This window comes from Mesorhizobium sp. WSM4311, from assembly GCF_002295115.1.
Lineage (GTDB): Bacteria > Pseudomonadota > Alphaproteobacteria > Rhizobiales > Rhizobiaceae > Mesorhizobium.
Window position 1 is genome coordinate 373,596 of record NZ_NSFV01000004.1, and the last position, 14,518, is coordinate 388,113.

The following is a 14,518-nucleotide window of genomic DNA, read 5'->3' on the forward strand; positions in this document are numbered from 1 at the left end:
CGCAGAAGGCCATGATCTCGCGGCAGAGACCTGCGATGGACCAAAGACCGAGGCCTGCCAAACGCCGGCCCGGCCGGGGATTGGCCAGGATCCTGTCCCTGAGCGGCTCGGAAGCCCTTTTCCTCTGCCACTGCCTGCTGGTGGTCGCGACCGTCCGGCTGGGGCTGACCTTGTTTTCCTACAACCGTGTTCGCGGCATGGTGACCCGGCTCGACGCGCGCCAGTGCGCCAGCATGGGCGAACTGCGGCTCGTCGCCTGGGGGGTTGCCGCGGCCGCACGGTTCGTGCCGCGCGCCACCTGCCTTACCCAGGCGCTTTCGGGCCAATACATTCTCGCACGCCAGGGCAATGCCTCCAACATCCGCATCGGCATCGAACGCGGCACGGGCGAGCAGTTGAAGGCGCATGCCTGGCTGGTCAGCGACAACCATGTCGTGCTTGGCGGCTCCGTCGATGGTTTCGCGCATCTGGTCGACCACGGCAGCCGATGAGCGGCGTGGTCGGAATCCTGCTGCGACAGGGACACGCTGTAGCGGTCCGGGGACACGCGGTAGCGGTCCGAGGACACGCTGAAACGGTCCGGGGACACGCGCCGGCGGACGCGGCGACCGATATCCAGCGGATGCTGGCCCGCATGCGCCATCGCGGTCCCGACGGAAATTCATGGTGGCTGGACAGCGCCGTCGCCCTTGGCCACGCCTGGCTCAACACCACGGATGAAGCCGGCCCCGGCCCGCTGACGATGGCCGGCGGCAAGCTCGCCATCACCGCCGATTGCCGGCTGGACAATCGCGACGAGCTGATGGCGAGGCTTGGCATACGCGACAGGTCGGTTGCGGACGCCGTATTGCTGATGCGGGCCTATCTGCGCTGGGGCGAAGCCTGCCCCGTGCATCTGCAGGGCGATTTCGCCTTTGCCATCTGGGACGCCGAGCGGCAGCTGCTGTTCTGCGCGCGCGACCATTTCGGGGTCAAGCCATTCTACTACCACGCGGCGGACCGGCGTTTTGCCTTTGCCTCCGAGATCGGGCCTATGCTTGGGCTTGACGGGGTCGGCGCGCGCATCAGCGAGCATCGGATTTCGGGATTCCTGGCCGGGCTTCCCGACGACCCGCAATCCACCCCCTACAGCGATATCTTCAGCCTGCCGGCGCGTCACAGCCTGACGGTCACCGCGCAACAAGTGGTGCTGCGCCGATACTGGCAGATCGAGCCGTCGGCACGACCGCCGCGGTCGGATGCGGCGGAGGAATTCGCGCATCTGTTTTCGCAATCGGTGCGCAATCGCATGCGCGGAAGCCCGTCCGTCGGCGCGATGCTGAGCGGCGGCCTCGATTCCTCCTCGATCGCCTGTGTCGCCGGCCTGCAGAACGCCGCCGAGCGGAAACCCAGGCTGCCGACCTTTTCGCTGGTTTTCGAGAAGGGCTCGTCGATGGACGAACGGGTCTTCATCGATGCGGTGCTCGATCAGCAGAAGACCGATCCGACATTGATCCCCGTCGGCAATTATGCGCCCTTCGCCGAGTTCGAACGGGTGCTGGAGGAACAGGAGGGCACCTTCCTGGCGCCGGGCCTGACGCTGACCCGCGGCATCTACCGGACGGCGGGCGCAAAAGGCGTCAAGGTGCTGCTCGACGGCCATGGCGGCGACGAGGTCGTCTCACAGGGACATGGCCATCTGCACGAGCTTGCCAATGGCGGAAGGTGGCTGGACCTTTGGCGCGAGGTTCGCAGCGCCTCCAACACCTATGGCGACAGCACGCACGGCCTTTATTTCCAGTTCCTGACCCTTTACGGACCGGCCTGGCGCATCGCCAAGGCGAGACAGCTGGCGAACCGTGCCCTCAACAGGATACGCAAGCCCACGCAAATGCAGCGCGGCCGCAGCTGGCGCGACCTGATCAATCCGGACCTGGCCAGGCGGACCGAACTCATCGACCGCTTCCATCGGGCCGGCTACATGCCGCCCGGCGTCCAGGCCAGCGACGCGCTCAGCCATCGCTGGATCCTGTCCAACGGCTATGTGCCGCACTCTTTCGAAGTGCTCGACAAGGCCGCTGCCAATTTCGGCGTCGAGCCGCGCTATCCGTTCTGGGACAAGCCGCTGGTCGAATTCTGCCTGGCGCTGCCGGGCGAGGAGAAACTCAGCCACGGCTTTGGCCGCTACGTGTTGCGGCGGGCGATGGAGGGCATCCTGCCGGCAGCGGTGCAGTGGCGGCGCGACAAGATCGATTTCACCGCCAATCTCGTCAACGGCATGGTGCGCAACCACCGCGACCTCCTGCAACAGCTACTGGTTTCGGATGCCGGCCGTATCGCGCCCTATGTCAACCTGCCGCAGGTGAGCGCCGCCTATGCGCGGCTGCTGCGCCAGCCCGATCAGGCAGCGCCGCTGGATGTCCAGTATGTCTGGCGTTCGGCCTCGCTGTCGTTGTGGCTGCGGCAGGTCCAGCACGGCGGGAGCCCCGCATGATGCCGCGCAACCAGCCGCTCGCCACATATGTCGGCGATCCCCCCCATGGCCGGACCACGAGGGAGCGTCGCTACTACCGGGCTTACGGCCTGACCGTGGCGTCCGACGTGGCGCTGCCCGAGCTGGAGCCGGCGGAGCCGGCTGCGGCGGATATACTGATCGCCATCGGCACGATCGACATGCCGAAGCCTTCGTCCGAGGCCGCGACGATCTTCCGCTTTGAGCCGGACCGGCAATATCTGGCTTGGCATGCCGTCGGCGCCTTCCTGATCAGCGATGCCAGCCGCATCGACATCGAGCCGGCACCCGGCGTGGATGACGCCCTGCTTGCCTTTCCATTGCTTGGGCCGGTGATGGCGCTGCTGCTGCACCAGCGCAGCCTGCTCGTCCTGCATGCCAGCGCCATCGCGGTGGCCGGCAGGGGAGCCATCTTCATGGGCGACAAGGGTGCCGGCAAATCGACCACGGCAAGCGCCATGATCCGGGCCGGTCATCATCTGCTTACCGACGATGTCGTGGCGCTCGATCTCGCCAGGCCGGACGCGCCGATGATCGTTCCGGGCTTTCCCCAGATCAAGCTTGCCGCGGACGCCGCGGCCGCGATCTCGCTTGGCCAGGCGGAGGTGCGGCCGCAAGTGCATCCGGCGATCGAGAAGATGCAGCACCGCCTGCATGGCGCCTTCTCCGGCGGCATGGTGCCGGCGACCAGGATCTATGTCCTCGAGCGCGGTGCGAAGGCCGCGATCACGCCCTTGCCCGGCATTGCCGCCCTGCCGGCGATCATCAAGTTCTCCTATGTGACGCGGTTCGGCCGCGCGGCGCTCCCTGGCGATTTCGCGGCGCTGCATCTTCGCCAATGTTCAGCAATCGCTAACCATATCGGCGTCTTCCGGCTGGAAGTTCCGACCGGCCTCGACAGGATTGGCGAGGCCGTGGCGCTGATCGAAGGCGACCTGGCGGCCGGGGATCTGGCGGCCCCGGACCTCACGACCAGAGAGCTGGCGGCCGGCCGTCGGCGGCGGTGAGCGCAATCATGTCGAAATCTTCGATCCTTCGCCTGTCGCTGTTTCGCGATGTCGCCGCGTTCGGCGCCGTCATCGCCCAGATCGGCGGGCGGCGGACCTGGACGGCACTGCTGTTCCTGATCCTCGGCAGCCTGACGGAAGGCATTTCGATCCTGCTGCTTGTGCCGCTGCTGCACCTGGTCGGGCGCGCCGACCAGGATTTCGCGGTCCGCTTGCCGAACAATGATTTCGTGCGCTGGCTGGTGCCCGAGGGAACGCTGCAACTGACGACGGTGCTGTGCGCGCTGGTCGGGCTCGTTGCCGTGCAGGCAGCATTCAACCGATTCAAGTCGGTCTACATGGCCAGGCTTCTCTTCGATTTCGTCAACCGTTTGCGCATGAACCTGTTCGAGAGCATCGGCAAGGCGCGCTGGGGCGTGTTCTCGCGCATGCGAAGCTCCGATCTCGACCATGCCCTGACCGGCGACATCGATCGCGTCCAGGGCGCCGCCTTCTCGCTTTTGATGCTGGTGCAGATCGCGGTGCTTTTGGTGGGCTATCTCGTGATCTCGATGTTCATCTCGCCGGTGATGACGGCGTTTGCGATCGTCATCGGCATCGTGATGTTCATAGCGCTGCAGCCGTTTCGCGCGCGCGCCACCGCTTTCGGGCGTGTCCTGACCAGCAATCGCCAGGATCAGTACCGCACGGTCTCGGAGTTCCTCGGCGGCATCAAGGTGGCCAAGAGCCTGAATGTCGAGGCCAGCTATTTCGCGCAGTTGCGGTCGACGTTGGAAAAGATGAAGGCCGACAATATCGACTATGTGCGCAACAGCTCGATCGGCACCGCGGTGTTCCAGGTGGCGAGCGTGGTAGGCCTCAGCCTGTTCATCTATGTGGCGCTGGTCCGCTTCAACCTGTCGCTGGCCGAGATTGTCGTTCTGCTTCTCGTCTTCATGCGCATCGCGCCGCGCTTCATGGACATGCAGACGCAGGCCCAGCAGGTGCTGATCAACCTGCCTGCCTATACGGCCATGCGCAGCCTGCAGGCCCGTTTCGAAGCCGAGCGCGAACCCGGCCATGCCGAATCCGGGGATGCCGGCAAGCTGTCGCTCGATACCGGGCTGAACATTCGCGGCGTCTCCTTCGGCTACGACGACGGCTCCGGCAAGGCAGTGGTGAGCGACATCACCTTCGGTCTCCCTGCCGGAAAAGTCACCGCCCTGATCGGCCCCTCGGGATCGGGCAAGAGCACGATCGCCGACATGCTGCTCGGCCTGCTCGAGCCGACCGCCGGCAAGATCCTGGTCGACGGCGTCGAGATCGATGCCGGCAATCGCCGGCGCTGGCGTGATCAGGTGGCCTATGTGCCGCAGGACGTGTTCCTGCTGCATGACACGATCGCGGCGAACCTGCGCCTTGCCGCGCCGCAGGCCAGCGACGACGATCTGTGGATCGCGCTGCGCGCCGCTCATGCCGGTGACTTCGTCGAACGGCTCGACCTGCAGCTCAAGACGGTGGTCGGCGACCGCGGCGTGCGGCTCTCCGGCGGCGAGCGCCAGCGCATTGCGCTGGCGCGTGCGCTGCTGCGCAAGCCGTCGCTGCTCATCCTCGATGAGGCGACCAGCGCGCTCGACTGGCAGAACCAGTCGCTGATCGCCCGGTCGATCGACGGCTTGCGCGGCGCGATGACCATCCTGACCATCGCGCACCGGCCATCGATGATCGCCTTCGCCGACTGGGTGGTGGCGATGGAAGACGGCCGTATCGTGGAGGTCGGCCAGTATCAGCGGCTGAAGGCCAAGCCGGCGAGCCGGCTGTCGAGGATGCTGTCGGGGGAACAATCGGAAACCGAACCCGCCGATGTGGCCTGAGGCCGCGGATACCTTTGCAGGAGCTAATGCAGGCTGCGCCGGGCGTTGCCCAGCTTCTCGCCTTCGGTCACGTCGGGCGCACTCAGCTTTCTCTCAGCTTCGCGCAGCCTGTCGGCTTGCGTCGGCGCACTCCTGGCGATCATGGCATAGACGAGGACGAAATAGCCGGCCTGGATGATACCGGCACAGATGATGACGCGCATCAGCGTCATGCCCAGCGAAGCGCCGCCAAGCCATGACCAGGCGACGACGATTGCAAGAGCGAAAATCATCCCAACGATGAATTTTGGAAGCGACATACCCAACAGCCCATAAACCGGCCCGGGTTATATCAAACGATAGCCCCACCCGAGCGCCGTCCCTTGTCATGCGGGCTTGTAGAGGTGCCCGCTATCGGCCGGTTGCTTCCGGCCTTTCAACCTGTCGCCATTCTGACAGGTATAATTTGCAATTCTATTAAGGCGAGCAGAAGGCGGCAAGGGCAACCGCACATATTTTTGATTGAGCTTGCGCGATCGACTCTGGCATGCTGCAACGCACACCACCGCAATTCACTCAACCTGCAGCCGCCGACCCGTTTCAGTACAATTCCCAATATTATGTAGTATTTTATGTTAATAGTCAGGAACTTTGCGCCTTCCTAAAGCTCTAATATGTGCCATTCCGGGCCTGCGAGAACGCCTTGCCCCAGATTCGCCGCGAAAAGAGCCGCATTTTTTTACGCTTGCCCATTTATTGTCACAATTGTGCTAAACATCCTGAAAAATGTGCATCGCTAGCTTATTATTTAGTCAATTCATGACGTGACTATTTCAGTGGGCCGGGAAATTGTGTGTTGCGCTGCAACATTTTTTTGGTATCGTGTGGTGAACCATTCGTTCAACGCATGGAGTTTCCGCATGAGGGATATTGCCAAGTCGGCCACGGCGGGCTTTTCGCAGGCTGACACCGATTTTCCGCCGCCTATCGGCGGCCTCATCAAGCGCAGCTTCGATATTGTCGGTTCACTGGTTGGTCTGATCGCGCTCAGCCCGCTGTTCATCATGGTAGCGCTGCTGGTCAAATTTTCCGACGGTGGATCGATTTTCTACGGCCATCGGCGAATCGGGCGCGGCGGACGGATTTTTCCGTGCCTGAAGTTCCGCACCATGGTTCCGGACGGTGACAAGGTGCTGGCCGCCTATCTCGCCACCAATCCGGAGGCCAATGCGGAATGGATAGCGACCCGCAAGCTGAAGAACGATCCGCGCGTCACCCGTGTCGGCGCGGTGTTGCGGAAGCTCAGCCTCGACGAGTTGCCGCAGATCATCAACATTCTGCAGGGCGATATGAGCCTTGTCGGGCCTCGCCCGGTGGTGCGCGACGAGCTGGAAATCTACGGCAGCGCCGCCGTCTACTATCTGAAGTCGCGGCCCGGCCTGACCGGCCTGTGGCAGGTCAGCGGCCGCAACGACGTCTCCTACGACAGCCGCGTCGCCTTCGACCGCCACTATGTCGAGAACTGGTCGCTGTTCGGCGACGTGCGCATCATCATCAAGACCGTGCCGGCCGTCTGGATGTCACGCGGCTCCTACTGACCGGACGCCGGGACCAGGCATCCGGCGGCAAGCTCATCGGGCGATGGGGCTAAAACGGATCGGAACGTTCAGTTGAAAAAAGACATGTTCGAAGCTTTTGGCAGCGGCCGCTTTTCCGGCCGCTCTCGGCTTATGGCCACCTGCCTTGCGATGTCGCTCGCTTTTCTTCCCCAGGTCGCCATCTCAGGCGAATACCAGCTCGGCTCGCAGGACAAACTCAACATCCGTATAGCCGAATGGCAGACCGTCGAAGGCACGTTCCGCGACTGGTCGGCGGTGAACGGCGAATACACGATCGGCCCGGCCGGCACGCTGTCGGTGCCTTTCGTCGGCGAGTTGCCGGCGGCCGGCAAGACCACGGCGGAAGTCGCGGCGGCAATCGGCGAGGCACTGCAGCACAAGCTCGCTCTGTCGGACAAGCCCGAGGCCTCGGTCGAGATGGCGCAGTTCCGGCCCTTCTATATTTCGGGCGAAGTGCAGAATCCCGGCCAGTTTCCTTTTGTGCCCGAACTGACGGTGCTGAAAGCGATCAGCGTCGCCGGCGGCATCAGGCGCAGCGCCGATTACGGTCCCCAGCTCGGCAAGGACCTGGTCACCGCCAAGGGCAATTTCGATATCTCCGACGACCAGCGCGTCCGGCTGCTCGTCAGGCGCGCCCGCATCGATGCCGATCTGGCCGGCAAGGCAAGTTTCGAAGCGCCCAAAGAGGTCGAGGGCGATCCGCGGCTGCCGACCATCGTCGCCGACGAAATGACGATCCTGACCGCAGATCAGAAGGCGCTGAAGCTGAAGCTCGAGGCGCTCGACGATCTCAAGAGTGTCCTTCAGTCCGAAATCGAATCACTGCAGAAGAAGATCGTCAACCAGCAGAAGCAGGTCGACCTGGCGCAGCAGCAGCTCACCAGTATCGGTCCGCTGGCGCAGAAGGGACTGGTCGCCAATGCGCGGCTGCTGGATTCGCAGCAGTCCGTCACCGACCTGCAGGGCAAGATCCTCGACTACGAGACGGCCATCCTCACCGCCAAGCAGTCGATCAGCAAGGCGACGCAGGATGCCATCGATGCCCAGAACACGTTGAGCTCGAGCCTCGCCGCCGACCGGCAGCAGACCGAAGCCGACCTGAACGAGGCCGCGCTGAAGGTGAACATGCAGAAAGGCCTGATAGCCCAGGCCAGCGATCCCGCGACGACGGCCGCCATCACCAATGGCCAGCAGCCTACCCTGCTTTATTCGCTGGTGCGCAATGTCGACGGCAAGACCAGCGAAATCGCGGCCAAGGAAGAAACACCGGTGCTGCCCGGCGACGTGATCAAGGTCAAGCTGGCACCGCTGGCCAGCCAATAGGTCGCGGACTTCGGCGCGATCCAGCCGCTCCGTTCCATCGCACAACGAGTTCCAACCTCCACCAGGCCCGTCTGGTGGAGGTTTTGCCATGATGAGCGATCCAGGCCGCGAAATGATAGAGCGTTTCACCGTTTCACGGAAACGGCGAGCCGTTCCATCTCTTTGTTCCGACGCAATTCCCAAGGGAAACCGCCACGCGCTTTTCCCGGAATTGCTCCAGAGCGCGCCGCCTCGAAGGACGGGAATGTCTCGTTGCCGCAAGGCGCTATGCGCCTTTGGGCAACGTGGATGGGCTCATGATGGATCGGCTGCGGCCGGACGGCCGACATGCCGGGGCCAGGCCGGCTCGCCCCTTGCCGCCGCATCCGCCGGCTCGAAGGCCGGCGACCAGCGCGTGCGGGTGACTGGCAGCCGTGCCAGCTTGAAGTAGCTGAAATACATCAGGAAGGAGCCCATAATGTAGGGGTTGAGGACCTCGACCTCGACGAAGGAGCGGATGAGCAGCAACACCATCACGCCGAACAGCACCACCGATTCGGCCTGCCATGCCTTGAAAATCACCGTCGAGACATGGCCGTAGAGCGTTCGCAGCATGATCAGCGAGATCATCACCGCACCGGTAAAGCCGAGTTCGACAAGCGCCTCGACATAGGTGTTGTGGAAATGGAAGCCGGTGCGGGTGGTGATGTAGAATTCATTCCACAGCCGCTCGGCCTCGGCAAAGCCCTGCACCCAATAGGCGGCATAGCCGACGCCGAGGATCGGCGAGCGCTGCGCGGCGTTCCAGCCCTGCTCCCACAGATAGGTCCGCCCGGTGAGCGTCGAATCCTTGCCGAAGAGGCCAAGCACGAAGTCCATGAGCCCGAGATTGAGGGCCACAACGGCCACCACCACGATCAGGCCGGCGCCGACCAGGAAGATCACCCGGCGATAGCGCCGTGACAAAAGCTTGGTCATGGCAAGAAGCGCGATCAGCGCCAGGACCGCCGGTATCGAGGCCATCGACGTGGCGGAATGCGAAATGACCAGCAGGTAGGCCGACAACAGCACGACAGGCACGGTCAGGATGAAACTCAGCCGGCCACGCCGCAGGAAAGCGAGGAACACCACGGAGAAATAGATGCCGAGCGAGCCGACGAAGCCGATCTGGTTCTTGGAGGCAAAAGCGCCGACGAAATTGTAGGTGCCGTCAAGGACGTCCTCGGAATAGGCCCCGACCTTGAGCGAATAGAGCATGACGAAGAAAATCCCGACCAGGGCGCCGAGCGTCAGGGTGCGCACGCTGACGGTGCGCGCCGCGACATAGGCACAGGCGATGTGGGACAGGTACTGGACCGCCGTTCTGGCGGTGACGCCGGGCGCCTGCGACCAGAAGATGGAAAAACAGATATAGGCCGCGAACAGCAGCGGCAGCCAGGCGCTGGAGAGCTGGCGCAGGAAGCGCCGGTAGTCGACCAGGACGAGCGGAAGCCAGACGGCGTAGTAGGCCAGGATCAGCACCTGGCCGAAAATGACGGAATAGGAGAACGCCCAGATCGAAACGGCAACGGCAAAAGCGCCGTAGACCGAGTTCTTCTCGGGATCGACCAGCAGGGACTTTGGAATTTTCATCTCAGAGTCCGGTCGGAGCGGCCCAAGACCAGCAAATCCGGCAGGCGGCAGGCCAGCCGGCATATCCGCAAAGAGGGGCGTGCAATAAACGGCATCTCCATTGTGCAGTGCAATATAACCTATGGCACCGCATGCTCAATGGCAAATCCGGTCACCTTGTCTTACATCAGGGCAGTTCACCGTTTCACGGAAACCGCGAACCGCTCTAACTCTTTGTTTTGACGCTATTCCGGACGGAAAACCGTTCACACTTTTCCTGGAATTACTCTAGCGGACGGCGAGAGGGCAGCCGGTGGCCCCGCCCGCGACAGCCGCCTGCATCAGCAACAAGAACGCTACCACAGCGCTCCGCCGGTGATCTGGATGTTTTCCATGGCGATGCCCTTGGCCAGATCCGAGCACAGGAACACCGCCAGTGCGGCGATCTTCTGCGGCTGCAGCATGCTCTGCTGCGGGTTGCCCCTGGCGATCTCGGCCGTCGCTTGCTGCGCCGTGCGCCTCTTGCCCTCGCGCTCGACGACCTGCGTCACGTTGCGGCGCATCAGTTCGGTCTCGACCCAGGTCGGGCCGATCATGACGCAGGTGACGCCATGCGCCACCCCTCCGGCGAAAGCTCGACATCACCACCGAGCGGGAGCTGTTTTTGCAGTTCTTTCAGCACCGATAGCGCCCCTGCTGGCCTACCAATATCCCGTTGGGCGAGCCCGATCCCGCCTTGAACTTGGTTGCCGTTGACTTCACATTCGCCACCGATTGGGAGGAAGATATATGTTGAACTTCGCGGGACGCTTCGCTGGCCGGTCAGCCGTCATCACCGGCGGAGCCTCGGGCATCGGCCTGGCGGTCGCACAACGGATCGTCGAGGAAGGCGGGCGCGTCTGCGTCTGGGACCGTGATCCGGCCCAGATCGAACAGGCGAAAACTCTCATCCCTGGCCTGCATGGTGTCGCCATTGACGTCGCCGATGCCGCCGGCGTCGAAGGCGCCGCCGCAAGGACGATCGAAGCGCTTGGCGGCGTCGACATTCTGGTGACCAGCGCGGCCATCACCGGACCGAACATGACAACCTGGGCCTATTCGACCGAGGATTGGCAGAAGGTCATCGACATCAACATCAACGGCGTCTTCTACTGCAACAAGGCGCTGGTGCCGCACATGCTGGAACGCAATTATGGCCGCATCGTCAACATCGCCTCGATCGCCGGCAAGGAAGGCAATCCCAACGCTTCCGCCTACAGCACGTCCAAAGCCGCCGTGATCGGGCTGACCAAGTCGCTCGGCAAGGAACTGGCCAAGACCAAGGTGACGGTGAATTGCGTGACGCCGGCGGCTGTGCGCACAGCGATCTTCAAGCAGATGAAACAGGAGCACATCGACTTCATGCTGTCCAAGATTCCGATGGCGCGCTTTGGCGAGGTCGAGGAAGTGGCGGCGCTGATCTGCTGGATCGCCTCGGAAGAATGCTCGTTCACGACCGCCGCCGTCTTCGACGTTTCCGGTGGCCGCGCCACGTATTGATCCGGGCCGGAACATCCCCACATTGGCCGGTGCAACTACAAATCCGCGTGACGAGGCAACGATCGGAACTGGACAGGCTTATAGTCGCTGACGTCTGTATTGGCGACAGAACAGGGTTTGAGGGAAAGCCATGACACGACGAGACAGTTTGGCGATGACCGATGGCCGCCGTGCCGACGCCGGGAGATCGACAGGGCCCACGGCCATCGGGCTGGAGATTGCATCGCTTGCCTGAAGCAGAGCCCGCAGCGCTGTCCGATGACGAACTTCTGGACCGCTACCAGCGCGCGGCCTTCGGCTATTTCCTGGAGAATGTGAACCCCGACAACGGGCTGGTCGCCGATACATCGCGGCCGAATTCGCCGGCCAGCATCGCGGTCGTCGGTTTCGCCCTCTCCTGCTATCCGATCGGCGTCGAACGCGGCTGGATGACGCGCTCGGCGGCGGTGGAGCTCACGCTTGCGGCGCTGCGTTTCTTCTCGGCCAGCCCGCAAAACGGTGGTGATGGCGTCACCGGCCACAAGGGTTTCTACTACCACTTCCTCGACATGCGCACCGGGCTGCGCGTCTGGCGCTGCGAGCTGTCGATGGTGGACACCGCCTTGCTGATGGCCGGCATATTGGTGGCCGGCGCCTATTTCTCCGGCGGGAATGAGAAGGAGGCCGAAATCCGGCGACTGGCCGAAGCACTCTACCGGCGCGTCGACTGGCGCTGGGCGCAAGGCAGCAGCCCGACCTTGCGGCAAGGCTGGAAGCCGAAGAGCGGTTTTCTCCACTATGGCTGGGAAGGCTATAACGAGGCGACCATCCTCTATGTGCTGTCGATGGCCTCGCCGGACAGCCCGACTTCCGACGACAGTTACGAAGCCTGGACGGCAACCTACCAGTGGGAAAACATCTACGGCCATGACGTGCTCTATGGCGGTCCGCTGTTCATGCATCAATTCTCGCATGCCTGGATCGATTTCGCCGGCATCCGCGACGCTTTCATGCGCGAGAAGAACTCGGACTATTTCGAAAACAGCCGCCGCTCGACCTATCTCCACCGCGACTATGCCCGCCACAACCCCTATGGCTTCGACGGCTATGGCGAGAACCTTTGGGGCCTTTCGGCCGGAGACGGGCCGGGCGGCTTCCGCGCCAGTGTGGAGCGACGGAGGCACCGGTTTTCGGGTTATGCCGCGCGCGGTGCACCGTTCGGGCCGGATGACGGGACGATCGCGCCATGGTCCTATCCAGCGTCGCTGCCTTTCGCGCCTGACATCTGCCTGGCAGCCATGCGTCATCTCGGCGAGCGCTATCCGCAAGTGATCGACAATTTCCGCCTGCCGAGCGGCTTCAATCCGACCTTGGCCAACCGGCGAAAATTCGGCGGCAACGGCTGGGTGTCGGAAGGCCATTACGGGCTGGACCAGGGCATTGTGGTGATGATGATCGAGAACCACCGCTCGCGCCTGATCTGGGAGCTGATGCGCTCCAATCGGCACATCCGCCGCGGCCTGGACAAAGCGGGTTTCACCGGCGGCTGGCTGGCACAGCCGGCAGGCTCCGCATCGGGAGTCTACGATGGCGCGTGAACAGACAAGGGCGGCCACCTTCCCTGTCGACCGCAACGACGTCGACCTGGTCCGAGGCGCGCATCCGCCTCACTGGAAGAACCCTACGCCCGACGGCCCCTACAATCTCGTCGTCATCGGCGCCGGACCAGCCGGGCTGACCGCGGCGCGCGACGCCGCAAGCCTTGGCGCGAAAGTTGCGCTGATCGAGCGCGGGCTGATCGGCGGCGCCTGCATCAATGTCGGCGGCATCCCGTCGAAGTCGATCATCCGTACGGCCCGGCTCTATGCCGACATGCGCGATGCCGAGAATTTCGGCGGCGACACGCCGGCGCGTCTTCCGGTCGACTTCGAACGGGCCATGATGCGGATGCGGCAGATCCGGCAGCGGCTCAGCCGTGCCGATTCGGCCGCTGCCATCACAGCCGAAGGCATCGACCTCTATTTCGGCGAAGCGCGCTTTGGCGGACCCGATACGGTGTTGGTCGCCGGCAAGACGCTGCATTTCAAGAAGGCCCTGGTCGCGACCGGCGCGCGTCCCAGCGGGCCGGCGATCCCTGGACTTGCCGAGGCCGGCTATCTCGACAATGAGAGCATGTTCAACCTCACGCGACGTCCCGAGCGGCTCCTGGTCATCGGCGGCGGGCCGCTTGGCTGCGAGACGGCGCAGGCCTTCTGCCTGCTCGGCGCGAAGGTCATCCTGGCGCAGAGCGATCCGATGTTCCTGCCCGGCGAGGAACGCGACGCCGCGCAGATCCTATCGGACGCGCTGGCGCGCGAGGGGGTGGAGGTACGCCTGAACACCGAGGTGGTGGCGGTGCGCGAGGAAGGCGGCAAGAAGCTCGCCGACCTTCTGCGGGACGGCGACACGACAACGATCTCCGTCGACGAGATCATCACCGGCGTCGGCCGTTCGCCCAATGTCAGGGATCTCGGGCTGGAAGAGGCCGGGGTAGTGTATGACGCCAGCGGCATCAAGGTGGACGATCACCTCAGGACGACCAATCCGCACATCTACGCGGCGGGCGATGTGTGCCTGGAGTACAAGTTCACCCATACCGCCGAGGCAACGGCACGTATTGTCGTGCGCAATGCCCTGTTTCGCGGGCGCGAAAGGCTCAGTGACCTCGTCGTTCCCTGGTGCACCTATACCGATCCGGAGATCGCCCATGTCGGGCTCTATCCAATCGAGGCGCGGCAGAACGGCATTCCGGTCAAGACCTATACGGTGCTGATGCATGACGTCGCCCGCGCCGTGATGGACGGCGAGGAGGAAGGGTTCGTCAAGATCCATGCCCGGGAGGGATCCGACCGCATCCTGGGGGCGACGGTCGTCGCGGCCCATGCCGGCGAGATGATCAATGCGGTGACGCTTGCCATAAGGTCCGGCATGGGATTGCAAGCCCTGGCCGACGTCATCCATCCCTTCCCGACGCAGGCACAAGGCATCAAGATGGCGGGCGATGCCTACAGGCGAACCCGGTTCACCTCCTTGCGCAGGCGTCTGGCGGCGCGCTGGCTGGCCTGGTCGAGGCGATGAGCCTGGCCGCGCGCCGAGGAC

The 14,518-nt window shown here is 63.6% G+C and carries 11 protein-coding genes and 1 pseudogene; 9 read left to right on the forward strand and 3 right to left on the reverse strand.

Features of this window, described 5'->3' with window-relative positions; genetic code table 11:
- The first annotated feature begins 35 nt into the window (after positions 1-35).
- The 4 genes from CK226_RS12595 to CK226_RS12610 are packed head-to-tail and all read left to right on the forward strand — an operon-like array spanning position 36 to position 5,351.
- Entirely contained in the window at positions 36-491 is a 456-nt protein-coding gene (locus CK226_RS12595; protein ID WP_245318068.1) for a lasso peptide biosynthesis B2 protein, read from the forward strand.
- Positions 488-2,473 carry a lasso peptide isopeptide bond-forming cyclase gene (locus CK226_RS12600; RefSeq protein WP_095792019.1) on the forward strand — a complete coding sequence of 662 codons (1,986 nt, stop codon included), beginning with the start codon at positions 488-490 and terminating at the stop codon, positions 2,471-2,473. Before CK226_RS12595 ends, CK226_RS12600 begins: the two co-directional genes overlap by 4 nt.
- Positions 2,470-3,498 carry a serine kinase gene (locus tag CK226_RS12605; RefSeq protein WP_095792020.1) on the forward strand — a complete coding sequence of 343 codons (1,029 nt, stop codon included), beginning with the start codon at positions 2,470-2,472 and terminating at the stop codon, positions 3,496-3,498. The genes CK226_RS12600 and CK226_RS12605 overlap by 4 nt, the downstream gene beginning before the upstream one ends.
- Positions 3,499-3,506: 8 nt before the next feature.
- Positions 3,507-5,351 carry an ABC transporter ATP-binding protein gene (locus tag CK226_RS12610; RefSeq protein WP_095792021.1) on the forward strand — a complete coding sequence of 615 codons (1,845 nt, stop codon included), beginning with the start codon at positions 3,507-3,509 and terminating at the stop codon, positions 5,349-5,351.
- 23 nt (positions 5,352-5,374) lie between these two features.
- Here the strand turns inward: CK226_RS12610 and CK226_RS12615 are convergent, their stop codons facing one another.
- Positions 5,375-5,650 (reverse strand): exopolysaccharide production repressor exox, encoded by a 276-nt coding sequence (locus tag CK226_RS12615; RefSeq protein WP_095771639.1) that lies wholly within the window; start codon positions 5,648-5,650, stop codon positions 5,375-5,377.
- Between the two features lie 600 nt (positions 5,651-6,250).
- Here CK226_RS12615 and CK226_RS12620 point away from each other — a divergent pair.
- Together CK226_RS12620 and CK226_RS12625 are read left to right on the forward strand one after the other, a co-directional pair.
- Complete coding sequence (locus CK226_RS12620; RefSeq protein WP_095771942.1) at positions 6,251-6,928, forward strand: sugar transferase; 678 nt, start codon at positions 6,251-6,253, stop codon at positions 6,926-6,928.
- An 84-nt stretch (positions 6,929-7,012) separates the two neighbouring features.
- Positions 7,013-8,272 (forward strand): polysaccharide biosynthesis/export family protein, encoded by a 1,260-nt coding sequence (locus tag CK226_RS12625; RefSeq protein WP_179295820.1) that lies wholly within the window; start codon positions 7,013-7,015, stop codon positions 8,270-8,272.
- A gap of 294 nt (positions 8,273-8,566) precedes the next feature.
- Here the strand turns inward: CK226_RS12625 and CK226_RS12630 are convergent, their stop codons facing one another.
- Positions 8,567-9,883, reverse strand: coding sequence for an O-antigen ligase (locus CK226_RS12630; RefSeq protein WP_095792022.1), 1,317 nt, complete (start codon positions 9,881-9,883; stop codon positions 8,567-8,569).
- Between the two features lie 335 nt (positions 9,884-10,218).
- Positions 10,219-10,476 (reverse strand): annotated as a pseudogene (locus CK226_RS12635) (SDR family oxidoreductase); the annotation flags it as partial.
- A 175-nt stretch (positions 10,477-10,651) separates the two neighbouring features.
- Here CK226_RS12635 and CK226_RS12640 point away from each other — a divergent pair.
- The 3 genes from CK226_RS12640 to CK226_RS12650 all read left to right on the forward strand — a co-directional run bounded on the left by CK226_RS12640 (position 10,652) and on the right by CK226_RS12650 (position 14,497).
- Entirely contained in the window at positions 10,652-11,401 is a 750-nt protein-coding gene (locus CK226_RS12640) for an SDR family NAD(P)-dependent oxidoreductase (protein ID WP_095792023.1), read from the forward strand.
- A gap of 227 nt (positions 11,402-11,628) precedes the next feature.
- Positions 11,629-12,978 (forward strand): glucoamylase family protein, encoded by a 1,350-nt coding sequence (locus tag CK226_RS12645; protein ID WP_095792024.1) that lies wholly within the window; start codon positions 11,629-11,631, stop codon positions 12,976-12,978.
- Positions 12,968-14,497: a mercuric reductase gene (locus CK226_RS12650; protein WP_095792025.1), complete on the forward strand. Its 1,530-nt coding sequence runs from the start codon at positions 12,968-12,970 to the stop codon at positions 14,495-14,497. The genes CK226_RS12645 and CK226_RS12650 overlap by 11 nt, the downstream gene beginning before the upstream one ends.
- Positions 14,498-14,518: the final 21 nt, after the last annotated feature.

Bases quoted from the DNA above. Each gene is read 5' to 3' on its own strand.
- CK226_RS12595 (WP_245318068.1), top strand. From the start codon at position 36: ATGGACCAAAGACCGAGGCCTGCCAAACGCCGGCCCGGCCGGGGATTG.
- CK226_RS12600 (WP_095792019.1), top strand. From the start codon at position 488: ATGAGCGGCGTGGTCGGAATCCTGCTGCGACAGGGACACGCTGTAGCG.
- CK226_RS12605 (WP_095792020.1), top strand. From the start codon at position 2,470: ATGATGCCGCGCAACCAGCCGCTCGCCACATATGTCGGCGATCCCCCC.
- CK226_RS12610 (WP_095792021.1), top strand. From the start codon at position 3,507: ATGTCGAAATCTTCGATCCTTCGCCTGTCGCTGTTTCGCGATGTCGCC.
- CK226_RS12615 (WP_095771639.1), bottom strand. From the start codon at position 5,650: ATGTCGCTTCCAAAATTCATCGTTGGGATGATTTTCGCTCTTGCAATC.
- CK226_RS12620 (WP_095771942.1), top strand. From the start codon at position 6,251: ATGAGGGATATTGCCAAGTCGGCCACGGCGGGCTTTTCGCAGGCTGAC.
- CK226_RS12625 (WP_179295820.1), top strand. From the start codon at position 7,013: ATGTTCGAAGCTTTTGGCAGCGGCCGCTTTTCCGGCCGCTCTCGGCTT.
- CK226_RS12630 (WP_095792022.1), bottom strand. From the start codon at position 9,883: ATGAAAATTCCAAAGTCCCTGCTGGTCGATCCCGAGAAGAACTCGGTC.
- CK226_RS12640 (WP_095792023.1), top strand. From the start codon at position 10,652: ATGTTGAACTTCGCGGGACGCTTCGCTGGCCGGTCAGCCGTCATCACC.
- CK226_RS12650 (WP_095792025.1), top strand. From the start codon at position 12,968: ATGGCGCGTGAACAGACAAGGGCGGCCACCTTCCCTGTCGACCGCAAC.